25 protein-coding genes, 1 pseudogene and 1 riboswitch are annotated in these 25730 nt (G+C 35.9%); of the genes and pseudogenes, 15 read left to right on the plus strand and 11 right to left on the minus strand.

All coding sequences use genetic code 11. From position 1 onward, the window contains the following. Nucleotides 1-42: 42 nt before the first annotated feature. Nucleotides 43-888, plus strand: a complete 846-nt coding sequence (locus ACQKOG_RS05680; RefSeq protein WP_427445516.1) for an aldo/keto reductase — start codon at nucleotides 43-45, stop codon at nucleotides 886-888. 81 nt (nucleotides 889-969) lie between these two features. Here the strand turns inward: ACQKOG_RS05680 and ACQKOG_RS05685 are convergent, their stop codons facing one another. Continuing rightward, nucleotides 970-1353, minus strand: coding sequence for a winged helix-turn-helix transcriptional regulator (locus ACQKOG_RS05685; protein WP_370077222.1), 384 nt, complete (start codon nucleotides 1351-1353; stop codon nucleotides 970-972). A 110-nt stretch (nucleotides 1354-1463) separates the two neighbouring features. Here ACQKOG_RS05685 and ACQKOG_RS05690 point away from each other — a divergent pair, with 110 nt between their 5' ends. The 3 genes from ACQKOG_RS05690 to ACQKOG_RS05700 all read left to right on the plus strand — a co-directional run bounded on the left by ACQKOG_RS05690 (nucleotide 1464) and on the right by ACQKOG_RS05700 (nucleotide 4308). Next, nucleotides 1464-2648: an MFS transporter gene (locus ACQKOG_RS05690; protein WP_370077224.1), complete on the plus strand. Its 1185-nt coding sequence runs from the start codon at nucleotides 1464-1466 to the stop codon at nucleotides 2646-2648. A 154-nt stretch (nucleotides 2649-2802) separates the two neighbouring features. Next, nucleotides 2803-3219 (plus strand): hypothetical protein, encoded by a 417-nt coding sequence (locus ACQKOG_RS05695; protein ID WP_370077226.1) that lies wholly within the window; start codon nucleotides 2803-2805, stop codon nucleotides 3217-3219. A 146-nt stretch (nucleotides 3220-3365) separates the two neighbouring features. Next, nucleotides 3366-3470: riboswitch (SAM riboswitch) on the plus strand. Nucleotides 3471-3570: 100 nt separating this feature from the next. Further along, nucleotides 3571-4308, plus strand: coding sequence for a cyclase family protein (locus tag ACQKOG_RS05700; protein WP_370077355.1), 738 nt, complete (start codon nucleotides 3571-3573; stop codon nucleotides 4306-4308). Nucleotides 4309-4360: 52 nt separating this feature from the next. Here ACQKOG_RS05700 and ACQKOG_RS05705 read toward each other — a convergent pair whose 3' ends face one another. After that, nucleotides 4361-4957, minus strand: a complete 597-nt coding sequence (locus ACQKOG_RS05705; protein ID WP_370077228.1) for a DedA family protein — start codon at nucleotides 4955-4957, stop codon at nucleotides 4361-4363. A gap of 229 nt (nucleotides 4958-5186) precedes the next feature. Then, nucleotides 5187-5960 (minus strand): Cof-type HAD-IIB family hydrolase, encoded by a 774-nt coding sequence (locus tag ACQKOG_RS05710; RefSeq protein WP_402874336.1) that lies wholly within the window; start codon nucleotides 5958-5960, stop codon nucleotides 5187-5189. Between the two features lie 591 nt (nucleotides 5961-6551). Between ACQKOG_RS05710 and ACQKOG_RS05715 the strand changes: the two genes are divergently transcribed. From ACQKOG_RS05715 to ACQKOG_RS05735, 5 genes are all read left to right on the plus strand, one after another. Next, complete coding sequence (locus ACQKOG_RS05715) at nucleotides 6552-7247, plus strand: DUF2225 domain-containing protein (RefSeq protein WP_402874333.1); 696 nt, start codon at nucleotides 6552-6554, stop codon at nucleotides 7245-7247. A gap of 23 nt (nucleotides 7248-7270) precedes the next feature. Then, nucleotides 7271-7624, plus strand: coding sequence for a hypothetical protein (locus ACQKOG_RS05720; protein ID WP_427445523.1), 354 nt, complete (start codon nucleotides 7271-7273; stop codon nucleotides 7622-7624). Between the two features lie 181 nt (nucleotides 7625-7805). After that, a complete protein-coding gene (locus ACQKOG_RS05725) occupies nucleotides 7806-9230 on the plus strand; it encodes an erythromycin esterase family protein (RefSeq protein ID WP_402874327.1) in 1425 nt (474 codons plus the stop codon). Nucleotides 9231-9379: 149 nt separating this feature from the next. After that, the gene (locus tag ACQKOG_RS05730) at nucleotides 9380-10021 is read left to right on the plus strand and encodes a TetR/AcrR family transcriptional regulator (protein WP_402874325.1); all 642 of its coding nucleotides are present in this window, start codon (nucleotides 9380-9382) and stop codon (nucleotides 10019-10021) included. A gap of 126 nt (nucleotides 10022-10147) precedes the next feature. Then, nucleotides 10148-11557, plus strand: coding sequence for an alpha/beta hydrolase family protein (locus tag ACQKOG_RS05735; protein ID WP_370077240.1), 1410 nt, complete (start codon nucleotides 10148-10150; stop codon nucleotides 11555-11557). A 37-nt stretch (nucleotides 11558-11594) separates the two neighbouring features. Here the strand turns inward: ACQKOG_RS05735 and ACQKOG_RS05740 are convergent, their stop codons facing one another. Beyond that, nucleotides 11595-12425 (minus strand): MerR family transcriptional regulator, encoded by an 831-nt coding sequence (locus ACQKOG_RS05740; RefSeq protein WP_370077242.1) that lies wholly within the window; start codon nucleotides 12423-12425, stop codon nucleotides 11595-11597. A gap of 181 nt (nucleotides 12426-12606) precedes the next feature. On the opposite strand from ACQKOG_RS05740, the gene ACQKOG_RS05745 reads away from it, so the two are divergent. Beyond that, nucleotides 12607-13074: a GNAT family N-acetyltransferase gene (locus tag ACQKOG_RS05745; RefSeq protein WP_370077244.1), complete on the plus strand. Its 468-nt coding sequence runs from the start codon at nucleotides 12607-12609 to the stop codon at nucleotides 13072-13074. Next, nucleotides 13061-14410 (plus strand): MATE family efflux transporter, encoded by a 1350-nt coding sequence (locus ACQKOG_RS05750; protein WP_370077246.1) that lies wholly within the window; start codon nucleotides 13061-13063, stop codon nucleotides 14408-14410. The genes ACQKOG_RS05745 and ACQKOG_RS05750 overlap by 14 nt, the downstream gene beginning before the upstream one ends. 59 nt (nucleotides 14411-14469) lie before the next feature. Here the strand turns inward: ACQKOG_RS05750 and ACQKOG_RS05755 are convergent, their stop codons facing one another. From ACQKOG_RS05755 to ACQKOG_RS05770, 4 genes and pseudogenes are all read right to left on the minus strand, one after another. After that, on the minus strand, nucleotides 14470-15009 hold the full coding sequence (locus ACQKOG_RS05755; protein ID WP_370077248.1) for a GNAT family N-acetyltransferase: 540 nt from the start codon (nucleotides 15007-15009) through the stop codon (nucleotides 14470-14472). A 122-nt stretch (nucleotides 15010-15131) separates the two neighbouring features. Next, nucleotides 15132-15395, minus strand: a pseudogene (locus ACQKOG_RS05760) (CD3324 family protein). A 291-nt stretch (nucleotides 15396-15686) separates the two neighbouring features. After that, on the minus strand, nucleotides 15687-16739 hold the full coding sequence (locus tag ACQKOG_RS05765; RefSeq protein ID WP_370077250.1) for an AI-2E family transporter: 1053 nt from the start codon (nucleotides 16737-16739) through the stop codon (nucleotides 15687-15689). A gap of 968 nt (nucleotides 16740-17707) precedes the next feature. Beyond that, on the minus strand, nucleotides 17708-19108 hold the full coding sequence (locus ACQKOG_RS05770) for an amino acid permease (RefSeq protein ID WP_370077252.1): 1401 nt from the start codon (nucleotides 19106-19108) through the stop codon (nucleotides 17708-17710). 435 nt (nucleotides 19109-19543) lie between these two features. On the opposite strand from ACQKOG_RS05770, the gene ACQKOG_RS05775 reads away from it, so the two are divergent. Beyond that, entirely contained in the window at nucleotides 19544-20221 is a 678-nt protein-coding gene (locus ACQKOG_RS05775) for a MerR family transcriptional regulator (RefSeq protein ID WP_427445532.1), read from the plus strand. 20 nt (nucleotides 20222-20241) lie between these two features. Further along, entirely contained in the window at nucleotides 20242-20499 is a 258-nt protein-coding gene (locus ACQKOG_RS05780) for a hypothetical protein (RefSeq protein WP_427445535.1), read from the plus strand. Between the two features lie 46 nt (nucleotides 20500-20545). On the opposite strand, the gene ACQKOG_RS05785 is transcribed toward ACQKOG_RS05780, so the two are convergent. Next, nucleotides 20546-21979, minus strand: a complete 1434-nt coding sequence (locus tag ACQKOG_RS05785) for an alpha/beta hydrolase family protein (protein ID WP_370077254.1) — start codon at nucleotides 21977-21979, stop codon at nucleotides 20546-20548. A gap of 264 nt (nucleotides 21980-22243) precedes the next feature. Here ACQKOG_RS05785 and ACQKOG_RS05790 point away from each other — a divergent pair, with 264 nt between their 5' ends. Together ACQKOG_RS05790 and ACQKOG_RS05795 are read left to right on the plus strand one after the other, a co-directional pair. Further along, nucleotides 22244-22996, plus strand: coding sequence for an IclR family transcriptional regulator (locus ACQKOG_RS05790; protein WP_427445538.1), 753 nt, complete (start codon nucleotides 22244-22246; stop codon nucleotides 22994-22996). Nucleotides 22997-23128: 132 nt separating this feature from the next. Beyond that, the gene (locus tag ACQKOG_RS05795) at nucleotides 23129-24064 is read left to right on the plus strand and encodes an aldo/keto reductase (RefSeq protein WP_402874313.1); all 936 of its coding nucleotides are present in this window, start codon (nucleotides 23129-23131) and stop codon (nucleotides 24062-24064) included. A 49-nt stretch (nucleotides 24065-24113) separates the two neighbouring features. On the opposite strand, the gene ACQKOG_RS05800 is transcribed toward ACQKOG_RS05795, so the two are convergent. Together ACQKOG_RS05800 and ACQKOG_RS05805 are read right to left on the minus strand one after the other, a co-directional pair. After that, nucleotides 24114-24722 (minus strand): flavin reductase family protein, encoded by a 609-nt coding sequence (locus ACQKOG_RS05800; protein WP_370077260.1) that lies wholly within the window; start codon nucleotides 24720-24722, stop codon nucleotides 24114-24116. A 14-nt stretch (nucleotides 24723-24736) separates the two neighbouring features. Beyond that, complete coding sequence (locus ACQKOG_RS05805) at nucleotides 24737-25675, minus strand: ring-cleaving dioxygenase (protein ID WP_427445542.1); 939 nt, start codon at nucleotides 25673-25675, stop codon at nucleotides 24737-24739. Between the last annotated feature and the right edge of the window lie 55 nt (nucleotides 25676-25730).

The raw sequence follows: 25730 nt of genomic DNA on the forward strand, positions 1-25730 counted from the left end.
AAGAAAGCAACAAAGCACAAACGAAAATCGGAGGACAGAAAAATGATTAATCATTTACAAGATAAAATTACATTAAATAACGGCTTACAAATGCCTGGTATGGGTCTAGGCGTATTTCAAGTACCGAATGATATTACAGCAGAAATGGTAAAAAATGCGATCGAGGTTGGTTACCGTAGTATCGATACTGCCGCTATTTATGGTAATGAAGCAGGGGTTGGCGAAGGTATTCGTCAGGCACTAGCAACTACTGGTTTAAAACGTGAGGATTTATTTATTACATCAAAAGTATGGAACGATGGCTTGAGCTATGAAGAGACAATTGCAGCATACGAAGACAGCTTAGAAAAATTAGGGCTAGATTATTTAGACCTATATCTTATTCATTGGCCAGGTAAAAATAAATTTGCAGAAGCTTGGAGAGCACTCGAAGATTTATACGATCAAGGGAAAATTAAAGCTATTGGCGTATGTAATTTCCATGTGTCACATTTACAAGCCCTTCTGAAAACAGCTCGTATCACACCAGTTATTAACCAAGTGGAATTACATCCACGATTACAACAAACTGAGGTACGTTCATTCTGCGAAGAGCACAATATACAAATGGAAGCTTGGGCACCATTAATGCAAGGTGGACTTCTTGAAAATGAAACTATTTCAAAAATAGCTGAAAAATACGGGAAATCAAACCCTCAAGTTATCTTGCGCTGGGATATTCAAAATGGTATCGTCACAATTCCAAAATCTGTGCGCAAAGAACGTATGATTCAAAACGCTGATATTTTTGATTTCTCACTAACTGATGAAGAGATGACTATCATTAACGCCATGAATCTAGATCAACGTGTTGGACCAAACCCAGATGAGTTTGATTTTGTCATGTAAACGATAGCTATGTAAACGTGAAAGAGACTGTCTTATTTTCTTAGTATAGAAAACTTTTTAGACAGTCTCTTTCCAATCTATTTAAGATGTATGCTTTATTGCGATATCTTCATCCCGTTGCATTAACAGAACATCTTCACCTTTTTCTTGTAGCACTTCGATATGTTTTTCACCCCAAGTGCAAAGGATGTTCAGCACAGGGTCCATCTCTTGACCATAAGGTGTTAATGAATATTCAACTTTTGGCGGTACTTGATTGAAAACCTTACGATTAATTAATCCAGACTGCTCCAATTCACGCAACTGGCTTGTTAGCATTTTTTGCGAAATGCCTGGAATCAATCGGCGAAATTCATTCGTACGAATCTGACCATGGTGGTTAAGATGACAAAGAATAATAGGTTTCCATTTGCCTCCAATGACTTCAAGAGTGGCTTCAACACCGATATTATAAACTTTTTTCATTGTAAACCCCCTGTAATATTCAAAAGTAACTAAAAGTACCCTATATAACTTTTAGGCATGTATGAATATTACTATATACTATACAAAAAATCAAAGGAGATATTAATAGAATGAAAAATACAAAAGTGCCGAATGCTAAACTAACATTACTCGCACTTGCGATCAGTGCTTTTGGTATTGGCTCTACAGAATTTATAAGCGTCGGACTTCTACCATTAATTACAGAAGATTTCGGTATAACGTTAAGTACTGCGGGTTTAACCGTATCCATATATGCACTAGGTGTAACTATTGGTGCACCGCTTTTAACAGCCTTAACATCGCGCCTTAGTCGTAAAAATGTATTGCTGCTCGTCATGGTGCTTTTTATTATCGGGAATTTACTTGCAGCTCTAGCACCCTCATTCTCATTACTACTTGCCGGCCGTGTTATTTCAGCATTAGCACATGGCGTGTTTATGTCTATTGCCTCTGTAATCGCTGCAGATGTTGTGGCACCTAATAAACGAGCAAGTGCAATAGCTTTTATGTTCACAGGGTTAACATTAGCAACTGTCACAGGCGTCCCGCTAGGAACTTTTATTGGACAAGTAACTGACTGGCGAATGTCATTCATTTTCATTGTTTTAATTGGTATTATCGGGTTAATTAGTAATACTCTGCTTGTGCCGAGTCAGTTATCGAAAGGTAAACCAATATCTATTCGAGATATCGGGAAAGTATTAGGGAACATACAAATGCTATTAATTCTCTTTATTACAGCAATCGGATACGGCGGCGTGTTTGTAGTATACACATATGTTTCCCCTATATTAGAGCAATATATGGGCTACTCACCTCAAGCAATTGTCATTATCTTAGTTGTATTCGGTATCTGTGTTGCTATCGGTAATACACTGGGTGGTCATTTTGCTAATAATAATCCATTACGTTCTATCTTTATTATCTTTATCGGCTTAGCATTAGCACTACTCGGCATCAACTTCTTTTTAGAATCATCAATCGTTGGATTAATAATGGTCTTTATGATGGGGCTATTTATGTTTATGAATGTACCGGGATTACAGCTTTATGCCGTTCAGCTTTCAGAAAAATATATACCATCAGCTATTTCAATGGCTTCAGCATTAAATATTTCAGCCTTTAACATTGGTATTTTTCTAGGATCATACATTGGAGGAATCATCGTTCGCCACCAATCATTAGCTCATACACCTATATACGGATTCGGCATGGTGATGCTTGCCGCAGCTACTACATTTCTATGGTTACTCTTTGATAGAAACAAACTTTGAAGATTTATCGGAACAATTTCAGTTTTTATCAACGGGTGACTCCTTGGGCAGACGAGACCCTGGAGTGAAGCGGTTCATCGGATGCCCCCAGGAAACACCGAAAGCCTTTGTTGTACATAATATATGGTATCAGCATAGGATAGGAGGAATTTAGTTGTATTACAATCCTTATCCGTATTTTGTCTATCCTAATTATTATCCAACATGGGCATGGGCAATGGCCAATCAACCAACTACTCAACAACCTTTTAGACAGCTAGCAATGCCAACAAACCCAACGAATAGAAGTCCATTTCCACCCGTCAATACAAATAGATTGAAGACTTCTGCGAAACGGATCAAAGCTATTATGAAGCAAGCACAGATACTTACGGATAAAATTGATGAATCCGAGCCATTTGCACATGATCTTATGAACGCAGCACAGCAATCAAATAAAACAGAAGTTGAAAAATTAATCACGTCAACAGGCATTACTTTAAAATTCGAAACGAACTATACACCAGATGGATTTCGAATAACATTTACTGATCAAGGCTGTTGTAAGCTAACATTAATTTTGAATTGGTGAAGAGTTGGCCCTTTGAAGAGGGCCACTTTTTTTGCCTTTAGCATCTTTATGAATTTTAACCTTGTATCCCTATTGAACTTGTAAACTATAAATAAATATGCTAAAGTGTTTGTAATCTTTATTTCTGAAAATTCTTATATTGTTTTTTCTTATCAAGAGAGACGGAGGGATTGGCCCTATGAAGTCTCAGCAACCAGCCTATAGGTATGGTGCTAATTCCAATTGGCGAAATTTAGCCTTGAAGATGAGAAGACTTACTTTAGTTGCTTTGCACAAGAGTCCTCTTTCTACAAGGAGGGCTCTTTTTTATTGTTACATCCAAAAATAATTAAAAGAAAGCAGGAAGATATTATGGCAAACGAACTTTTACAAGCAATTCAACTATTGAAATCGAAAGAATGGGTGGATTTAACACATACATTTGGTCCTAATTCGCCCCACTTCTTTATGTTTGATGATGCAAAATTTGAAACATTATTTTCCCATGATGATGGCTTCTTTGCGCAGCAATTCACTTTCCCTGGGCAATACGGAACACATATCGATCCACCTATCCATTTTGTGCGAGATACACGCTATTTAGAGGAATTGGAGCTAAAAGAACTAGTGCTACCACTAATCGTTATTGATAAATCAAAAGAAGCCGAAGTAAATAACGACTTCACGTTAAGTGTTCAAGATATTCTTGACTTTGAAGCTGAAAATGGGGAAATTGAAACAGGTACCTTTGTTGCGTTGCGTACCGATTGGAGTAAACGTTGGCCAGATAAAGAATCTTTCAGCAACAAAGACGCTGATGGCAATAATCATATTCCTGGCTGGGGATTAGAAGCGTTACAATTTTTATTCGGCGAACGAAAAGTAAGTGCTATTGGCCACGAAACCTTTGATACGGATTCAGCAACAGATTTTCGTAAAAATGGTAAGCTAGATGGCGAATATTTTGTGCTTGAGCAAGATACTTACCAAATTGAGCTCATGACAAATTTGGATAAGCTCCCTCCAAAAGGTGCTGCTATTTTCAATATTGTACCAAAGCCTGAGAAAGCCTCTGGATTCCCTGTGCGTTCATTTGCAATATTGCCTTAAAAGATAAAAAGGTCTGATTCACAACCTGAGTAGGTATTGAATCAGACCTTTTTTACTTTGGCGAATTCCTTTTTTTGAAAATAAAATAAACGATTAACATTAGTATTAGGAACAATACTATAAGATAAATACTGTAGCGGGATAAATATACCCCAACATAACGCCAGTTCTCCCCAAGTACCTTTCCTAAGGTAATAAAAGTAAATGTCCAAATAACTGCTCCCGTATAGGCAAAGAAAGCAAATTTTTTATAAGGATAATTATTGATAGCCGCAATATATGCTGTAAGATGACGCACACCAGGAATAAAATATCCTATTAATAATAATCCCGGCCCTATTTTTGCAAATAATTTTCTAGTAAAGTCAATTTTCTGTTCAGTAATGTGGATTTTTGGACCGTATTTTTGCAATAACGGTAGCCCAAATCTATAGCCTATATAGTAGCTCAGAGTAATTCCCCCTGCCGCACCTACCATAGCGCTGATTAAAGCTGGAATATGTGCGAGGGTTTCTTTATATACGCTATATCCTACATATGTTAAAAATATCTCATCGGGAAGTGGCAGCCCAACAATCCCGCCAACTAGGATAAGAATGATGCCAAAATACCCGTAATGTTCTATTAGAGATTGCACGTGATGCGCCATAAATCCTTCCCACCTAAAGCATAATGAATTTCTTTTTACAGATAGCTTTATAATAACTCAAAGCAAACAATATTATGAGTATTATGACTTTAATACAATTTTCTCCAGGATTTATTATCACTGCCTGTAGATTGTATAGATGGAAAAATTATTTCTTTTTAAAAACTTTCTCCAATGTTGTATAGTGGTCGATTCATGCTATAAATCTCATTTCTCGGCTACTACTCTATTAAATTATTTGTAGCTCCCGAAGAGCATAATCAATACCATCCTCAGTTGATTTCTTCGTTACATAATTAGCGACATTTTTTAATGCTTCACTACCATTGCCCATTGCAATACCAAAGCCAACCTGCTCCAGCATGTCAATATCATTATCTCCATCACCAAAAGCAAGTGCTTCCCCAGGACTCAAGTCGAAATAATCTAGTACAGCATGGACAGCAATAGATTTAGAAACATCATGTTGCAAAACATTTGTAATATACGGGTGCCACCTTTTAAATAATAAATGAGGGAATTTTGAAGTATACTTTTTCTCAATATCCTCATCGCCATATAAACACATTAAGTAAACCTCTTGCGTTAAAATATCTTCATTAATATCAGGAAACTCTAGCAAAGATAATGTTTCTTGCATAGCTTTTAATGTCTTTTCTTCTTGGACGTTATTCATCGATAATTGTTCTGTAAAAAATGATAGACTTTGTTTATTGTCTTCAGCAAAAGCCTTAACTGCGTGGACAATTTCCTTTGCAATAGGCATTTTATGTATTACTCGATCTTGATACTTAACATGGGCACCATTAGCTGTAATAAACGTTTCTATGCCTATGTTTCTTAAATCTTGGCACATTGACAAGGGTCTTCCTGTAGCAGCAACAATATGAATTCCTTTGTTTTTTAATTGCTTAATAGCGGTTCTTGTACTTTCTTCAATACGACCATCTTCATAATTAACAAGCGTTCCATCTACGTCAAAAAATACAATTTTATAATCCATCGTTCGCTCCTTATCGTTTTACACAATTTTATTAGGTATATCATTTAGAGGAACCTCACCATAACATGGCCCACTTCGGGTAACACCTGTGACGATGATCTCCAAGAAGTCGCTCAGCCCTACTCCGATCACCCTGATATAAATGTCATTTTCCACTACAGGCGAGTGTTGAGTGACTCCCCTTTGTTGCTTAATAATAATCCTATATTTCCCCAATCAATATACTTGTAATTTTACATTAAGAAACATCTTTATACCAAAATCACGAAATAGGCATTATCGCCTACACATTCAACTTTATAATAAAAACATCAATAATTATTTAAATTTGTACGTTATTTGACAAACTAAAACGAATGTATAACTTGCTTTAACTACACCGATAAATACTATTACGGGTACATATTGAAATTCCAAATAACTAAGAAAATAATGAACATTTTTATTTTAATAATTCTAAAGGAGTATACCAAAGAACATAGAATTGTTAATATAAAGGTAACTAAATTAAACACATTGAACGATACTGTCCATCGTATAAATAGAACAAAAGAAATAATAATCGTTTTTTATGTAAAGGAGTTGATTCTTATGGCATTTAACATTTACTACTATGAAAGTAGTGTGGATTGCAAGTTTTGCAAGAAGCATTTTACCACATATAAAGTACGCCCTAATCGATATAAAATTATCGAAGAACAAACAGACTTCATGCCCGTTTACGAAGGTTTAAACCCGTTATTGTATGAAGTTGCCGTCTGTCCACATTGTGGCTATGCTTACCACAAATCTATGACAAGAACATATGGGCCTTTCATGCTTCTTATTGATGAGCTATACATAAAAGCGCTTCAAAAACCAATGGATATGTGCAAGGAACGTACAATCGATGATGCCATTGTAAGCCTTAAATTAGCTTATCTTGTATCAAGGGCATCAATGGAAGAGTCACTTCTTATGGCTAATTTCGCACTAAAAATAGCCTGGCTATATCGCTTAAAAAATGATCATGAATCAGAATTGCGCTACCTCTTTGCTGCAAGGGACTTTTACAGCAAATCTTTTGCATCCAATCAAGAGGGCGGAGAGAGAATTCAATTTTTACATGCAGAATTAAGCCTTCGACTCGGAGATATTGCTGAAGCGAAAAAAGGATTCTCTCGACTAATAGCAGATCGAAATGTCTCCAATAAATATCGAAAACTAGCACGAAATCGCTGGGAAAATTATAAATATGATGAGCAACCTAACAATGTAAATGACCATATAGGAGAAGTCATCAATTGAAGTAAACGAGGAGAATAATCAACATGCAGCTATTTAATAAAAGGATTGATGTGAGCGAAGAAGATATTTTTTCAGAACTACATCATTTTTTACTGAGAAAAAATAATCGCTATTTAACGAACGATGAGGTAGTTACATTAACTGGGGTTTCATCTGAGCTACTCTATAAATGGGTAAAAACAGGAAAATTAAAAAAATCGATTTTCCCTAATTTAGGCGCACCCTGTGAGCGCTGCGGACAAGTTACTCAGGCAAAAATCTGTGTTAGTTGCTCATCAACCATCGTTAACACTTTAAAACAAGAGGAAAAGGATCGTGCATGGTTCAATCAAATACAGCGGAATAATCCGAGAGCTAGCACGTATCACTATAAATAAAATAGTTAACATCTCTACAGTGTACATACGCTATGGAGATGTTTTTTTATCTGCCTCCGCTCGAATAACCCAAAATAATGACACCCAACCAAATTTAAACAAAATTTAAACAAACTCCCCTTTTACTTTAAACTTCACTATCTATAATTGACCTTAACATATAGCGAAGGACTGATAGAAAGTGACAAAAGGTAAGAATCGTAAGGTTTTATTATCATTAAGTATTGCGTTAGCAAGCTTTACAGCGTTCAGCGGAGTATCAAATGCATCGGCAGCAGTTCCAGCGATAGAAGAACGTGTAGCTTTGGAGAACAATTTAGAAGTAAAGCAAGCCCGCACATCCAATGAAACACTTCAAGATTGGAAAAAGTGGACAAACGATCATGCTTACGGCTTAACATCTATTCAACCTGAAGCAATTAGTCAACAAAACATTCCATCCACTAAATTTGAAGATTTAGAGATGTTAAAGCCTTTATTGCATGATAAGCGCATCGTTTTTTTAGGGGAAAGTTCACATGGCGCAGCAGAATTTAGCCTAGCGAAAACACGTTTAATTCAATTTTTACACCAAGAAATGGGCTACAATGTCCTAGCCTTTGAAAGCGGTATGGGGAATGCCATGAATGCGCAAGGACAAATTGATAAACAAACAGCGCAACAAACGATGAAGGATGCTATTTTTGGTGTATGGTGGTCAAAAGAAACACTGCCGTTATTTGAGTATGCTAAAAAAACACAGAATACCGATAAACCTTTGAAATTAGCAGGCTTTGATATTCAACAGCAAGGTGCGTTCACGAATGGTGAGTGGCTGCAAAATAGTCAGCTTGCTAAACAGTTCAGTGAAGTAGAGAAGCAACTTGTAGACTGGAGCTTTGGTACGGATCTAAAAGGCTACCAAAAGGCGAAACCAAGCATTATCGAAGTGTATAAACAAGTAAAATCTCAAGTTCAGCTAAAAGAAAAAGAGTTAAAAGCAGCTTATCCGAGCGAGCCTCATATTGTAAAGCTTATGGAACGTACTTTAGCTGACCGTATCCGTTTAGCAGACGACTATGTAGAACTATCAATTCAATCAAATATTGATTTAGAACAAAATAAATATGATTCTTTTTTAAAGACAATGGAATGGCGTGACCAATCAATGATGGAAAACCTTCTTTGGTTAGCAGAGGAGATTTATCCAACTGAAAAATTTATCGTCTGGGCGCATAATGACCATATTCGTAAAGCACAATCCGAAGTAATGGGTTCTCCTTATCCGGTAAAATTGATGGGTGAACGTCTACCAGATATCTATAAGAAATATAGTTATGTACTTGGTCTTTATATGACTAGTGGCGAAACAGCAAACAATATGGGTGAACCTATGGCCGTTTTACCGACAGTAAAAGGATCAATCGAGGATATTCTATCATCTTCAAATAAACCATACACATTTATCGACATGCGAAACCGTCAAAATGAGCGAGGAAACTCATGGATGTTTGAGCCACGTTTATCGTATAGCTGGGGAATGATTCAAGAAAGTCTTGTTCCACGAGATCAATATGATGGCCTTCTGCTGATTGATAAAGTAAGTAAACCACATTATATAAAATAAGAATATAAAAATAGCAAACTAGTTTTTCTAGTTTGCTATTTTTTAGTTCTTTTCTAACTGCTTTGAATTAAATAGTATGTTGTTGACAATTAAAATGTCTCACTCTATTATTATAAATACATTCGAATGTATCTATAAGGAGATATTTTATGGCCAGAAATAAATATCCAGAAGTTACAAGAAAAAGAATTATTGAATCAGCTGTTAAATTATTCACTGTAAATGGTTGGGACAATGTAACAATTCAAGAGATTGTAGATGATGTGGGAGATATCACTCGAGGAGCTTTCTATCATCATTTTAAAACACGTGCTGATGTTATTGATGCCATTACAAAAGAAATGCTGATGGCAAATAATTATTTTAATGAAATATCCGATTTAGAAAACTTAAATGCTTTAGAACGTTTAAGGCAAGGAATTTCTTTTTCAATTTCTCAAAGTGTCAAAGAAGAAAACCTATCCACCATCCCTTTAAAAATGAATTCTGCTGAGTTTGTTTATAGTCGCATCACAGAAGGAATACTGGTTGTTGCGCCAGGCATTCAAAAAATTATTGAAGAAGGAAATCGAGACGGATCACTACAAATTGCTTTTCCGAAGCAAGCAGCTGAGACCTTCACAATGCTTTTTGACATTTGGATGAATCCAGAAATATTTCGTGTAAGCCGAGCTGAGTTTATTCAAAAAATCGAACATATTAGTTTACTGTTCGAAGGGATTGGAATGCCACTGGTAAATGATGAATTGAAGAACGTTTTTTTAGCTTTATTTGATAAAGTTCACGAATAGTAGACTACTTTATGTAGTTTATTATTTTAGTCACATACATACATTTGTATGTATGTATCGACTGCTTGTAATTCTACACCACCGAACAATTACATACATTCGCATGTATGTAAAAGGAGATGTAATATGAAAACCTTAGAAGTTATATTTACGATTGTTTTATTATTATCAAGCATTTTACTGACTTTTAGACAGCGTGGGATAACTAAAATTAATGTTTTTATGTTAGTTGCCAACTATATATTACTATTAGCTACAATTATTTCAATTGGCGCTAACTGGCGTATAATCCCTGCTTATATTGTTTCATTAGTATTGACACTGCAGGTTTTTGTAAAGCCTAAAAGCACGATTGTTTCAAAAAAATTAAGTATGAAGATTTTTAAACTTGTAGGTATTGCTGCAGCAGCATTTGGAATGTTCACCTTACCAAAGCTTTTTCCAATCATATCTTTTTCTGAACCTACAGGTGAATATTCAGTAGGAACCCAGGAATTTCACCTCATCGATAAGAATCGTAAAGAATTTGTCGTACCTAATCATCAGGTAAATCGAGAATTAATGATACAAGTCTATTATCCTGCTGAAAAAGGGACTGGACAGCTCTCTCCTTACTTTGAACATATAGAGGCCTTAACACAACAATTAGCAATCACACAAAGTTTTCCGTATATCGCTACAACACATTTAGGATTGACGGAAACCCATTCTTATAAAGATGCGACGCCGATAAAGGCAAAAGGCAAATTCCCGCTTCTATTCTTTGCCCATGGAATGAGTTTATATAGTCGCCAAAACACCTTCCAACTAGAGGAGTTAGCAAGCCATGGCTATGTAGTTGTCGCGCTAAACTTTACAGGTGATGCGACAACAACTGTATTTCCAGATGGAGATCGTGTGGATTTTACACCAATTGAAAATACAATTACCTTCCTGAGTGGTCGTATCAAGCTTTGGGAACAGGATACATCATTTGTTTTAGATGAGGTCATTAAAGGTGATTTTGATAAGAATTTTAAAGCAATTGCAGCGTTAATTGATTATGACAATATTGGTATGCTCGGCCACTCTTTTGGTGGTGCGACTTCTGCACAAATGCTTGTAAAAGATGATCGCATTAAAGCGGCAATTGATATGGATGGTGGTTTATATGGTGACGCTATGCCAACAAATGGCCCAGAAAAGCCGTTTATGCTTTTGAATGCGGAGGCATCCATTAATTTTATGAAAGAAGCATATAGCCAACAACCAGGTAATCGAGATGAATTGTTTGTAGAATCCTATTTAAGAAATAAAACGATTGAAAAGCCTGGTGTTTACACAGCTATTATTCCAAAAACAAATCATGGAAGTTTTACAGATTTAGCAGCAGTTTCACCAATTATTAATGAATCTGGCGCAGATGTGAATGCTATTTTTAAACTGATTAATGAATTGTCAGTAGGCTTTTTTAATAAAAATTTAAAAGGAATCAATGACAATAAATTAGAAGAAATTCAGAAGGAACATCCTGATATAAACTTAACGTTGCACTAAAGCATATTGGAAAGCCGGGTTGTTGATAGTTAACTTATCAACAACCTTTTTTAATTTCTATCATAATTTTCGTTACATAATCCTCTTCACGATTTCTAATAACAGCATCATAAATATATTCTTCAAATACGTACTGCCCTAGTTCAAAACCTTTTTCCTGCATAACCTTAAATAATCGCTCGTAAGTTTCACCAAGTGTAGTAGAATCTCCTACATGGTATCCAACAATAAAATCTCCTTCAATCGCCTCGAAATAAGGATGACCTTCTCGTGGGTGTGGTTGCTCTATATACAAATGACTATAATTATCATAGTTGCCGGCTAATACTTGCTCTCTTCTTGTAATCCCTCCTATGGGATAACCTGTGTCTAATTGAGAGCGATCTAATTCATCAATAAAATCTGAAATAGCCTTCGTAAACTGTTCTTCCGTCGAATCCTCGATATTTTTACTTAAATACAATGTGGCCACTGGCAGATGCTCAACCGTAATACTATCAAAATCAATGTGTAAGGCTTCCTCTGTTAAATCGATTTTTACATCAATAATGCTTTCAATCATCTCCAGCTCTCGACGTTTTTTCGCTACAATTTCCTTTTGCTGATACATTAATTCTAAGAAATTTTCAGGTGATTTTTCTGCCATATATTTTTGAATATCCTTTAAAGACATACCAACCGCCTTTAATAGCTCAATCACACTAAAAAATTCATATTGTGCAATGGAATAATAACGGTAGTCTTTACTATCCTTCATAATTGGGGATAATAAACCGATTTGATCGTAATAAATTAGCGTTTGTTTATTGACTTTACAAATTTTGGCGAACTCACCAGTTGTAAAATATTTTACATTTTTATTAAACATTTTTAAGTTTCCCTCCTTGACCATATAGTTACTATATACATTAGATTGTAGCTATTCACAATCAATTATGCCACGACATAATTGTAGCTGTCGCTACAGAAAACATTTGTTGCTGTCGCACAGATAAACAATGCGTCCGGGACCGGCTGAAAGAAATTAAAAATAGAAAGGTTTTGACATTATGTTCACGGAAATTCGTGACATTACGGCTTTAAACAAAGAGAAAGTATTAGCATTACGTATTGCTGATCATCAGCAAGATTTTATTGAAAGTACAAAGCAATGTTTAGCGGAAGCAGAAATAGACGAACGCTTTATTCCTGTTGGATTGTATAGAGGAGATATTGCAGTCGGCTTCGCTATGTATGGTGTGTTCCCACATAAGGACAATACAAAACGTGTTTGGTTGGATCGCTATTTCATTGATGAGCGTTATCAGAACAAAGGATTGGGAAAATACTTTTTACAGCAGCTAATAAATTATTTAGTAGCTAAATACAGCTGTCAAAATATATATTTAAGCGTTTATGACAATAATATAGTAGCTATTCAGCTATATAAAAAGTTTGGGTTCGTCTTTAACGGTGAGCTAGATGACAAAGGCGAAAAGGTGATGGTAAAGGAGGTACATGCTCATGACTACCATTAATCCAATTGAAACAAGACCACTGAAGCCCTTGTTTTTATCATACTTATTTCCAGCTATGATTGGTATGTTGCTGATGTCAGTCAATATTTTAGTGGATGGTATTTTCGTTAGTCACGGAGTGGGGCCAACCGCTTTAGCTGGAGTAAATATCGCTGTACCCATATTCTCGATTTTACTCTCTATTTCCCTTTGGATTGGTATGGGTGGGGCAACACTATTTTCAATTTCTCTCGGTGAGGGCAATAAAAAAAGAGCGAACCAGCTCTTTACATTAGCATTTACAGCAATGGTCGTTGTCGTTATGACGCTGATTCTAATACTTTTATTCAATTTAAAGGAAATCTCCTATATATTCGGCGCAAGTGATGCTACCTTTCCTTATGTACAAGACTACTTACATGTTATTTTGATTTTCGGTGTGTTCTACACAATTGAAAACTTACTAAGCATTTTCATTCGAAATGATGGCAATCCAAAGCTTGCGATGATGGGTTTAATCACTACATCTGTGTTAAACATTATTTTAAACTACATCTTTATTTTCGTGCTCCACTACGGCGTAACTGGCTGTGCCCTGGCTACAGCACTTTCCACAATAATCGGTATGTCGGTGCTTTGCCTACATTTCTTCCGAAAGCAATCCGAATTAAAATTTGTGCGTAATTTTATCAACCTATCTGATCTAAAGAAAATTTTTGCTATTGGGCTACCAAGCTTTATTGTTGAGGCCTCCGTCGCTGTTATGGTTATTTTATATAATGTGACATTTTTACACTATTTGGGCTCAGATGGAGTAACCGCCTACGCGATGATTAACTATATTCATACCGTACTATTAACTGTATTCCTTGGTATCGGCATGGCCCTACAGCCTCTCGTTAGTTATCACCACGGTGCGAGATTAATTGAGAGATTAACAGCGTTATTGAAAATCGGTATAGCCACTGCATTTATTCTAGGTTTAACTACTGTCATAATTGCTACATTATTCCCTTCTCAGCTAATAGCATTATTCGGTGATAGTACGTTTGAAATTCGTAATATGGCAGCTCAAGGCTTTGTACACTTTGCAATTGGATATGTATTCCTTGGAGTGAACATGGTCTTTGCGGAATTCTTCCAATCTATTGAAAGAATTCGTCTTGCAACAACCATAATGTTACTTCGCAGTATTATATTATTTATCCCTGCTCTCGTACTATTGCCTAAATTACTTGGCCCACAAGCTATTTGGTGGACATTCCCCGTCGCTGAAGGTATTACCGCATTATTAATTTTTATATTTATGAAGAAAAAAACACATACTATTTTCTCAGAAGCAAGTTCCTTAAAATAAAGCAATATAAATAAAGTTAACCCCCTTTCAATACAATAATCGAGAGGGGGTTAGCTATACTAATGGCTCTTTTTTAATTGCATATATTCATCACGGAGAATACTCATAATTATTTCATCAAAATACTTACCGTTCATATATAAGGATTGCCTTAAAGTTCCTTCCTTTTTGAAGCCTACCTTTTCGTACGATTTGATTCCCCGAATATTATGAGAGAAAACTTGTAACTCTAGGCGATTAAGCTGAAGCTCCTCGAACGTAAATTTTTGAACAAGCTGAACTGCCTCTGCCCCATATCCCTTGCCGCAATCTTCTATACTATGTAAAGCTATGCGAAATATTGCTTTTTTATTGTCTAAGTCTATTTCCATAATGGTTAAATCACCGATAATTTGGCTATTTTCTACTAAACAAATAGCAAAATCATGGCGTGTGGAATCTTCGCTAAATCGAATCAAAGCCTCTCTAATCTGATCCTTCGTTAAAATGTTACGTGTACCTGTCATATACATAATTTCTTCATCTTGAAAGCACTTGTAGATACTATCAACATCTTTTTCTGTAATTGGTCTTAAAAATACACCTTGCCCTGCAATCATAAAAAACCCCTCCCTTTAACTATTGAACAAGATTTGTAGTAGAAAGAATATGCCTAGTTTAATTTAGAAACGTTTTAGACATATGAAAAGCACTAACATATCCACTGCTAGTGCTTTAAAAATTACTTCGTATATACAATTTTTTTAATCGTTTCTACCGCTAAATGATACTCCGTAGATAATTGTTCAATTGAAGCTTCATTCGTAAACGCTTCTTTTATAGACTTATTCCTGTCCTCAATATATTTCTTTGTGCCTGAACGAGCACCCCACTCTAAATAAGTGTTTTCTATTTAAGGAATATAAATCGTTTCACCTTGAACATATTTTTGGATTTCTAATAAAAGCTCTTTTGGTAAGATAACTGAAGCCTTCTTATAAGCCATTTATTCCAACCCCTCATTTTTATTTTGAAATTAATAAAACAAGGTAGCAAAGCTAATTTTATAAGAAATACTTCAAGGCAAATATTGGAATTCACCCCATACAAAGTATTGCCATATCAAAATTAGGCTTTGCATGGGCTGCTTTCGTATCTAGCAACTTAATGATTTACTCACTTCTCTCCCCCCTAACTTGTCAACACATTCATAGTTCATCTTAGCATATGTAAATATTTTCTATAAACAAAAATAAAAAGGAATCATACACACTTGATTCCTTTTTGAACGAAAACTTTATTCAATTTTTTTATCCTCTTGTATTTCCATCGCCTGTTCCAGTTCATCCTCTGAGGATGTAACTCCTAGAATATCCAGAAGGAACATGAATAATGGAATACCAATAATTAATCCCCATACACCAAGAAAATGCTCTGAGAAGAGAATGACGATGAATGTATAGAAAATTGGAAGATTCGTCTTGGCAGACATCAGCTTTGGATTTAAGAAGTATGCCTCCAATGCATGTAGTACCATAACAATCATCAAAATATAGACAATGTACATAGGACCACCGATACTGTATGCGATTATAGTTAGAGGAATCAAGGACATGATGACCCCTGCAACTGGCACCAATCCCAGTATAAAGAGCATAATTCCTAGCGCAATTAAATGCGGGAAGCCCATAATGTATAATGCAATAACAGATAAACCACAGTTAACAGCGGCAATAATGAACTGCGCCTCAATAACTTTACCGAAAGAACGAATAAATATCTTTGAGAAATAATGTAGTTCATCGTAGAGATGGCTCATTTTACTATCTTTAAATTTTGCTGTAAATTCTATAATACGTTTCTTCTCAAGTAAAATAAACAAGCTCAAAATTAATGCGATGAAAATATGCAGAATGATTTTACCAATATTCGTAAGATTTTTTAGCGTGAGGTCTACACCCTGCTCTAAATATTTACCCAGTTCAATCTTGTCAAAGGTTGGAGCTAAATACCTCGCAATCTCGTTATCATTTGGATTGAGACTAAAGCTAGCAATAAGATCAAAGAGCTGTGTAATTTGTTGGGTCACGATAGGCAAATACTTGTAGATAATTGCAACAATACCTGCAACAAGTAAAAGATAGAGGGTAACTGTCACAGCCTTCTCGCCCATCCGTACGTACTTTCTAACCTCTTTTGTTGTCTTCGTGGTAAGTTGATTCATCAAGTAAGTAATAATGAACGTGAGAAGAATAAGATTGATCATACTTCGCATCATATATAGTGCAATAGCGATCCCAACTAGGATTAAAAAACGTTTAAATCCATTGCTTCGAAAGAAATTACTCATGTATTCACTCCTTCTACAAAACGGCTTTGCTGCCTTTACTGCCTGGGTTTCGCTATCAAATGAACAAAAACAATTAATAAATTGATGTAAAACATTACGTATCATTCTTATGTAAACGCCCCCTTCATTGGATTATTATTTCCATTAATACTTAGAATAAGACTTAAATACTTGCGCTTTATAAGTCTCATAATAAATTAATGCATCCAAGGAGCGAAAAGAATAGTATGCCTTATCAAATTAATAACAATATTTTTGAAAGCTGTATCAGCGTTATAAGCCTTAATTCTATTAGTCTATTATAACCCTTTGAACACCATCATATCCAATGTAAGTTCTTTTATAATAGTATTAAAATTATAATTTTTTTCTTTTGTTTCTGCTCTTCACCAAAATTTTCACATGACTTCCAGGGGTACACATTTCACAGGCTCTAAGCCTCCCTCCGTTCCATGTGCTTTCATCCAAAAATACTTTTGTAATCAAGAGCAGATTTTGGCATTACTCCTCAGTTTCAGTATGATATTCTTATAAAAATTTTAAACTGAAAATAATAGAAAGTATGGCGTATTTGAAAGTTACAAACCTTAAAGGACATTCATCACTAGTTGCTCCTTATGTACATCAATTTGAACTAACAGTACCTTAGAGTATCTGGACAAATTGGATGGAGAAAGCCGAAGAGCCATTCACTCAACTGAAGTTGGAACCAGAAATAGGTGAAGAATCTTGAAAACTTCAAGATTTAACGAAGATAATGTTTTTTAGATGGGGAAATAAATACGGCACAAAAAAGCTAATAATAAACGACTTTCTTGGCAATCACCTTTCATGTTTGAATTTGAATCCTGGATATGTAAGGGAATTTAAACTTATAATATGTCAATCTTTACAAGGATGTGCGTCCAGCTCTGATTTAATTTAGTTATAAAAACACCTCTTTAGAGCTAAAGAGGTGTTCATCATATTTATAGATCTTCATTTTTAGAGCTTATTTTAGCATGCTTGTATCCATAGCCTATATAAATAACTAAACCTATCGCTAACCAAATCAAAAAGCGCACGATAGTAAATAGCGGCAGACTAAAAATTAATACAATACATCCTCCAACACCTACAGTTGCTACAAGCCATAGCGCAGGTACTTTAAATACACGTGGTTGATTTGGTCGTGTATAGCGAAGAACAACAACACTAACTGTTGTTAAAGCAAAAGCAGTTAAACCGCCGATGTTAGCAAATTCCGCTAATTCTCCGATCGATAAAAATCCTGATAAGAGAATGCCTGTTACAACTACAATTAAAGTTGATAATACAGGTACTCCTGTTTTTTTATTTGTTTGTGCAATACGTTCTGGTAGAAGTCCATCTCGGCTCATTGCAAACAGCACGCGTGTCGCACTTGTTGTATTTGCAATCATCGTAGCAAGCAATCCAAAAATAACTGATACTGCAATGATAGCACCTCCCCATTGAATCCCAACAGATTCTAGTGCATATACAGTAGGATTTGGAACATCCAACTCAGGGGATGGTACAATACCTGTTAATACTAGTGCAACAATTGCATAAATAAGCGTTAGTATACTTAGACCACCAATTAAAGCTTTTGGTATTGTTTTTTGTGGATTTTTTACTTCCTCAAGAACTGTTGTTACACCATCAAATCCGGTAAAGGCAAAGAACACTAGTGCCGCTCCCGCCATTACACCTGACCAGCCAAATGGTGTAAACGGTGTCCAGTTTATAGGGTTAACGTGAAAAGCCCCTATAGCAAGGAATAAAATAATCGCGCCAACCTTAGCAGCTGTAAATAACATATTTGATCGGCCCACATTTTTAATTCCACTCATTGAAATCCAAGCTACAATAAGCCAACCAGCCACAGCAGGTAGATTCACAATCCCACCATGAGCAATATCCTTTGTTAAAACTTCTGGCAAGTGAATTCCCACAGATTGTAAAAACGAATTGACGTAGCCACTCCAGCCAACTGCGACTGTACTAGAAATAACGATAAATTCTAATAATAAATCCCAACCGATTATCCAAGCAATCATTTCACCTAACGCAATATAAGAATAGGTGTAAGCACTCCCGGCAACAGGGGCCATCGCTGCGAATTCGACATAGGCTAATCCAACTGCTATTGTTACAAGACCCCCTATTAAGAATGAAACAACGACACCAGGACCCGCATGTAGAGCAGCTGTAGTTCCTGGCAGTACAAAAATGCCAGCTCCTATTGTAGCCCCTAGTACATACAGCAATAATTGCAACGACCCTAGTTCACGCTTAAGTTTAAAACGTTCGACTTCAGTTATTTTATTGGCTTGCTCGATTGACTTCTTCCGTAAAAAATTCGCCATAATAACCACTCCACTTTCAAAAAAAGAAAATAAATTTCATTTTTATGTATTTTTATCAATAAACAGTATATTATCTGCATTTTCGAATTGAGTCAACAATTTGATTATTATAACAATTTACCTTTTTACTAGAAAACGAGTTAATAGTTCACTTATGTTACGTTGCTGATGAAGAAGCTAAACTTCACAGTGGGCAAGTCCAATTCCTCAATTAGTGCCATAATCAGCATTACTTGCCTGATAAGTCCTTTCTCTCGATCTCTCCTAATGCAATAGTTGTTATTGATTCCTGCAATTTATGTCATTCGACCTTTTAAGGATTAATCTATTTCCCGTTTATCGTAAAATAAGAGAAATAAATTCTTTACTAGCATAATGACTTTTGTTTATTTATCATTGTTAGATATAAGTGATCCAATCAGGAGGTGTAATCATTTGGAAGAAAAAAAATATTCAATAGGTGAAACAGCTAAAATGATAGGATCCACGATAAAGACAGTCCGTTACTATGACGAAATTGGATTGCTGAAACCTACAAGTTATACTGAGGGTGGACATCGATTGTACACAGCTGAAGATATATGGCGCCTTGAAATGATTACAAACCTGCGTTATCTGGATTTCGGAATTGATGAAATAAGCAAAATGATATCTGAAGAAATATCAGTTGATAAAACACTTGATTGGCAGATCGAATCGATGGAGACACAGGTTACTACGCTTATGGATATGATATCGATTCTTCGTCAAGCAAAGGAACATGACGGGGATTCATTGCAGTATATTCATAACTTAGTAAACGAACGAACAATAAATACCGAACATAAAAAACAATTTATCGATAAAAAATTGAAGGAATGCCAATTATTAATTGGCATTCCTAAAGAGTGGAAAGATTCGTTTTTTTATTATTTTGATAAATATATTATTAATCAAGTGAAAGGCTCCGCCAAACAAACAGCTACTTGGCATGAATTACAGGAGCTTATAAATGATCCTCAGTTTATAAAAGACTTGAAAAATACTGAATTTCTGTACTTTAATATTGTTCATCAGTCAAATATAATGCTACAACATTGGTCAGAAAGCTTGAGAACATCCATGATCGATTGAATAAGGCGCTGAAGCAAAAATTGCCTGCCAACAGTCCAATTGTACAGACCATTATCGACGACACTGCTTGGCTGTATGCGAACTCACAGCAATTGGACAATAAAGAAGATCACTTCCGCTACTTTACAGAATATATTCAATTAACCAAAACCAAACGACTCGAACGATGCGAAACGTTATGTGCTATTCTAAGCCCACAATACTACCAACTCTCAAAAGCCAATCAATTACTATTTCAAGGAATAGAATGGCGGCTTGAACATATGGAAGAATCATAAAACGAATAATCGAGGGCTAAACACCCTCAACTATTCGTTTTGGTAGTCAACCTTTCAGTAACGTAAACTCTGGATGATCGCCTATATTTTGCTCCAATAGTTTGAATGGCTGTTGCTTCAAATAATGATCGAAGAAATCCAATGAATAATCGTTAATTAATCGGTATGCCTTTTGGATGTCGACCCCTTCCATCCGTTCATAAAGCGGTGAAAACAGGTATAAATCGGAGAAGCCCATATGCTTCATATCTTTAATTTTCATCCAATAGTTTCCTCCCACAGTTACATACTCGTACCGTGGCAAAGTTTCCTTTACAAACTCGATGAGCTCCTTACCATCCGTTTCCTTCGCCTCTCTGATTGTGTCATCGGCACTCATCATCATAAACGGCTTCTTCAGCCCATCCACAGGAACTCGGAGTTTTCCATATAAAACACCGTCCATATTAAGAGCTGCTTTTATTCTTGAATCTGTCATTAGCATTTGGGTGCTTGTTGCTCCACCAAAGGAATGACCAAACATACCTACATTCTCCATATCCATTCGACCTGTAAAACGGTTTTCAGGATCATTCTGGGCCAGCTGCTCCACTTGATCCAGCACAAATTTAGCATCTTCTACCCAACCTTCATTTGCTTTATCTAAATATGCAATTGATTCAGTTTTTTGAGGCACGTAATTTGCTACACGACCATCAGAAAAGACTGAAGTCGTGCTACTGTAAGTATGATCCATACCTACCACGATATAGCCTTGACTGACTAATTGCTCAATTTGAAAAGTGTTCTGATTTTTATGTCCACTAAAACCATGAGAAAACAGGAGCACCGGATAGGTTGTTTCCTGATTAGAAATCTCAGCGTTCTCAATAGCATGTGTTTTGACATAACCAAAATTTGCAAATAAAAACTTCGGTAAATTCAGGATTTTACTATACCCCTCTGCAAAAACATCAGAATCGGAAATATAAGGAGCCGTATTACCTTTAGCAGTCGTATCAGCAGGATACCAGATTTGTACCATTAATTCGCGTTTGTCATCAGGCTCCGGTGTAAGAGTCTCTTCCCTTTGAGTATCCACCCAATCGTAGGTGACTGTTCCAATTTTGTACGGACCCACTGGCTTTTCAAAAGTAAATACCGGAAGCACGATAGGCAGACTAACTGCTACAGCAGAATAAAGTACAGCTAATGTTGAATTAAGAACAACGCGTGATCGGCACATATTTGATTGTTGTTCTTTTTGATCTTTTGGGTTAAAAAAGTGCCTTATCACAACAACAACGATAAAAAATAATGTCATTAAATAGGTCGGAATCATTTGCCAGCGCATACCTTCTATGATCCCATGGACAAGCAGAAATAGAATAGACATACCACCACCTATCAGCACCCCTTGCCGTGACTTGTTTCTACCAAAGACTAACCAACCTAGCAAAACAATATTAAAGATGATATAAAACAATTCAATAGACCTCATAATGAAAAACCTCCTTGTTTTTTTGATCTTGCTGATTCAAATCAAAGTGTATTACCTCCAGTAAGAGGAGAATCAACACTTCATACAAAAAAACACTGACATTTTTTATAATTGTCCACTACTTTACAAATTTGAGATCGTTTATATTTGAAGATTGAGAAGTTATAAAAGATTACCGTTATAATAGTAAGAATGGTTACTATGAGTATTTCATGGCTTTGTATAGGCTATAATAAGTTATTTGAGAAGTTAGGGGAGGGCAACATGGATTCCTATGAAGTATCAACATTAAAAAAGGGTCTTTTGATTTTAGATGTATTACGTCAAAAGCATTCTCTTACATTAACTGAAATTATGGAAGAACTATCAATGAATAAGACGTCCGTTTTTCGCATGCTTTATACGCTAGAAAAAATGAATTATGTAATTAAATATAATAAGTATTATCAATTAAATCCGCATATCTTTAGGGATGAGCACTTATATTGGCACAAAGATATCCAATGGACGTCTCTCGTGGCGCCATATCAATTAGCTCGCCAAGAAGAAATAACTACTTACATTGGTATTTTGGAAGATTGTGAGATGGTGATAAAAAATGTGATTAGGGAGCCTTTTGAACATCCTGCTTATCAAGCAATCGATACTCGGACACCTATGCATTCAAGCGCACTCGGAAAAGTAGTATTAGCTCATCTGTCAGCTAAAAAACAACGTGAACTATTAAATAGTATTGAACTAAATACATTTACAACAAAAACCTTCTATGATTATGGCCTATTGATTCCTCATTTACAGGTCATTAAAGCACAGGGATATGCTTTTGATCACGAAGAAACGAATGTAGGTAAAATTTGTATTGCAGTTCCGATTTATGTGAATGAAGAAGTCATCGGCGCAATTGCTTTGCACGGTTCGACGAATCAAATTAAGAAAACGGCCATACGGTCATTTGTCAAAAGGTTAGAAGAGGCAAGCAAGCAATTGACGGAAGAAATCAATTACCTGTTAGCATAAAAGAAAATTTCAACCGATCTTCTATTTGCAATTAAAACGCTTTTGTTTCTATATATGAAACTATAACTTTGTATGTTGGTAAAATATTTTTTTTACTCTATTCTGATTACAGAAAACAGAGGAGGTAGGAATATGAAATTTCATACATTAAAAAAAACAAATATTAAGATTTCCGAAATTGGTCTTGGGACGAATGCTGTAGGTGGCCATAACTTATATGAAAACTTAAATGAACAAAATGGGAAAGAGCTAGTCTCCGCTGCCCTTGACTTAGGGATAACTTTTTTCGATACAGCTGACATATATGGAAAAGGGCGTTCAGAAGAACTTGTTGGCGAAGTATTAAATAAATATCAAAGGGAAAATTTTGTTTTAGCGACAAAGGGAGGTAGACACTGGTTTGAGGATGGTTCAGTAAAAACAAATAATCATCCGCAATATTTACGAAGTGCACTTGAAAATAGCTTAAATCGTCTACAGATGGATTATGTGGACCTTTACTATTTACACTTCCCAGACAACGAGACCCCTCTTGCAGAGTCGATTGGTGAATTATCACGCTTAAAAGAGGAAGGAAAAATCCGAGCAATTGGCATTTCAAACGTTACATTAGATCAACTTATAGAAGCTAATGTGCACAATGATATTTCAGTGTTACAATCTCCGTACAATATGTTAAACCGTTCAGCAGAGCAAGATTTATTGCCTTACTGTGTAAAAAATGATATTTCATTTATTCCATACGGTCCACTTGCATATGGTCTACTTGGTGGCAAGTATACAAAAGACTTTAAGTTAAGCACTGGAGACTGGCGAATTTCGGATCCTTTATTCCAAGGTGAATTATTTGAACAAACATTATTAAAAGTAGATGGATTAAAAGGAATTGCAGGGGAAAAACAAACGACATTACCAAATCTAGCGCTTGCTTGGTTATTAGCTCAAGATGGTATTGATGCAGTTATCCCAGGCGGAAAACATAAAAACCAAGTGGCTACCAATGTGAAAGCAAGCGATATCCCATTAACAAAAGAAGATTTAGTGAATATCGAAAGAATTTTTGGATAAAGTAAAAATGCGAAAATGCTGTTAAGTCAACATTTTCGCATTTTATTTTTTATTCTGGACGTTCTATCTCAAATATATCTCCAATTTTTGCGTAATTTGAGCCGGCTAGTCTGCTAACTGCTTTTAGTTTTCTTGGATCAATTCGTCCTTCATTATAAAGGGTCTCATCTATATGATATTGTACGACTTCACCAATAAACAAATCACCTGTCTGTTCGTCACCATTCATTAAAGGAATCGTCTGTACTAAACGGCATTCCATTCGAATCTTTGCCTCTTGAATACCTGGTACAGATATAAGCTCACTATCGGTTAATGTAAATTGAACTCGATCAATTTCACTTTCAGTTACAGGTAATGAAGCTGCCGTTTCATTCACCTGCTTAACATTATCCTCATCTACAATATGCACAACAAATTGCTGATGATGATGGATATGGCGAGCGGTATCTTTTAAGCGCCCATTTGGTCTTTGAACGGCCAGAGAAATCATCGGTGGATTGGAAGACACGATATTAAAAAAACTAAAAGGTGCACCATTGATGACCCCTTGCTCTGACTTTGTCGTAACAAAGGCAATAGGTCTCGGAATAATACTGCCAATCAATAACTTATAATTCTCACGTTCCGTATTTTTCTTAGGATCAATTGAAATCAAACGTCCCATCTCCTTTAATCAAGCGCACGCACTTTGATTGGAATTAATGTTCTTTCCAATTGTTCACGATGCTGTTCGTATTGAGATGGTAACATTAATTGGCTACCCATTGTCTCAGGTGTTTCATCATGAGCGAATCCAGGTGGATCTGTCGCAATTTCAAATAAAATCTCACCGGGTTCACGGAAATAAATCGCATTAAAATAATTACGATCTTTCACTTCAGTTACATGTTGTCCATGATTCATTACATACTCATGCCATTCTAGATGATCCGCATTATCCTGGGCTCTCCAGGCAATATGATGAACTGTTCCGACTCCCATTTGACCACGCATACCAGGAACAACTTTTAAATCTACCGTATTGCCGATATCTGCAATGGATTTATAACGAGTATACTCGCCTTCCGTTGCTACTTTCTCAAGCCCCATAACTTCGGTTAAGACTTTTGCTGTTTCTTCTGGGTGACTTGAATAAAGTGTTGCACCACCAAATCCTTTAATCGCAACCTCAGGAGTTACCTCACCAAATGTCCATTCATTCAATTCGCCTTCTGTACGTGCAACTAATTCAACATGAAGTCCGTGTGGATCATCAAATTGTATTACTTGTTCACCAAAGCGTTCAGCTTTTTGGAATGGAATACTGAATTTTGCAAGACGATTAATCCAAAAAGGTAGTGCTCCTTCTGGTACAACATAAGTAGTTACGCCAACTTGACCATCACCAATACGTCCTTGATAAGCATTTGCCCATGGAAAGAATGTAATAATTGTACCAGGTTTACCACCTTTGTTACCAAAATAAAGATGATATGTGCCCGGGTCATCGAAATTTACCGTTTGTTTAACTAAACGTAGGCCAAATACACCAGCATAAAAATCAATATTTTCTTGTGGATGCCCAACAATGGCTGTGATATGGTGAATACCCGCAGTATGTTTTTTCATGTTAACAGTCCCTTTCATGATAAATGTCTTTCTCACCTATACTTTATCCAATAAC

Source organism: Lysinibacillus sp. NPDC093216 (assembly GCF_050280325.1).
Lineage (GTDB): Bacteria > Bacillota > Bacilli > Bacillales_A > Planococcaceae > Lysinibacillus.

Bases quoted from the DNA above. Each gene is read 5' to 3' on its own strand.
- ACQKOG_RS05795 (WP_402874313.1), top strand. From the start codon at position 23,129: ATGAAATTTCATACATTAAAAAAAACAAATATTAAGATTTCCGAAATT.
- ACQKOG_RS05785 (WP_370077254.1), bottom strand. From the start codon at position 21,979: ATGAGGTCTATTGAATTGTTTTATATCATCTTTAATATTGTTTTGCTA.
- ACQKOG_RS05790 (WP_427445538.1), top strand. From the start codon at position 22,244: ATGGATTCCTATGAAGTATCAACATTAAAAAAGGGTCTTTTGATTTTA.
- ACQKOG_RS05720 (WP_427445523.1), top strand. From the start codon at position 7,271: ATGCAGCTATTTAATAAAAGGATTGATGTGAGCGAAGAAGATATTTTT.
- ACQKOG_RS05705 (WP_370077228.1), bottom strand. From the start codon at position 4,957: ATGGCGCATCACGTGCAATCTCTAATAGAACATTACGGGTATTTTGGC.
- ACQKOG_RS05740 (WP_370077242.1), bottom strand. From the start codon at position 12,425: ATGTTTAATAAAAATGTAAAATATTTTACAACTGGTGAGTTCGCCAAA.
- ACQKOG_RS05765 (WP_370077250.1), bottom strand. From the start codon at position 16,739: ATGAGTAATTTCTTTCGAAGCAATGGATTTAAACGTTTTTTAATCCTA.
- ACQKOG_RS05755 (WP_370077248.1), bottom strand. From the start codon at position 15,009: ATGATTGCAGGGCAAGGTGTATTTTTAAGACCAATTACAGAAAAAGAT.
- ACQKOG_RS05710 (WP_402874336.1), bottom strand. From the start codon at position 5,960: ATGGATTATAAAATTGTATTTTTTGACGTAGATGGAACGCTTGTTAAT.
- ACQKOG_RS05735 (WP_370077240.1), top strand. From the start codon at position 10,148: ATGAAAACCTTAGAAGTTATATTTACGATTGTTTTATTATTATCAAGC.
- ACQKOG_RS05715 (WP_402874333.1), top strand. From the start codon at position 6,552: ATGGCATTTAACATTTACTACTATGAAAGTAGTGTGGATTGCAAGTTT.
- ACQKOG_RS05730 (WP_402874325.1), top strand. From the start codon at position 9,380: ATGGCCAGAAATAAATATCCAGAAGTTACAAGAAAAAGAATTATTGAA.
- ACQKOG_RS05750 (WP_370077246.1), top strand. From the start codon at position 13,061: ATGACTACCATTAATCCAATTGAAACAAGACCACTGAAGCCCTTGTTT.
- ACQKOG_RS05685 (WP_370077222.1), bottom strand. From the start codon at position 1,353: ATGAAAAAAGTTTATAATATCGGTGTTGAAGCCACTCTTGAAGTCATT.
- ACQKOG_RS05680 (WP_427445516.1), top strand. From the start codon at position 43: ATGATTAATCATTTACAAGATAAAATTACATTAAATAACGGCTTACAA.
- ACQKOG_RS05770 (WP_370077252.1), bottom strand. From the start codon at position 19,108: ATGGCGAATTTTTTACGGAAGAAGTCAATCGAGCAAGCCAATAAAATA.
- ACQKOG_RS05745 (WP_370077244.1), top strand. From the start codon at position 12,607: ATGTTCACGGAAATTCGTGACATTACGGCTTTAAACAAAGAGAAAGTA.
- ACQKOG_RS05805 (WP_427445542.1), bottom strand. From the start codon at position 25,675: ATGAAAAAACATACTGCGGGTATTCACCATATCACAGCCATTGTTGGG.
- ACQKOG_RS05700 (WP_370077355.1), top strand. From the start codon at position 3,571: ATGGCAAACGAACTTTTACAAGCAATTCAACTATTGAAATCGAAAGAA.
- ACQKOG_RS05690 (WP_370077224.1), top strand. From the start codon at position 1,464: ATGAAAAATACAAAAGTGCCGAATGCTAAACTAACATTACTCGCACTT.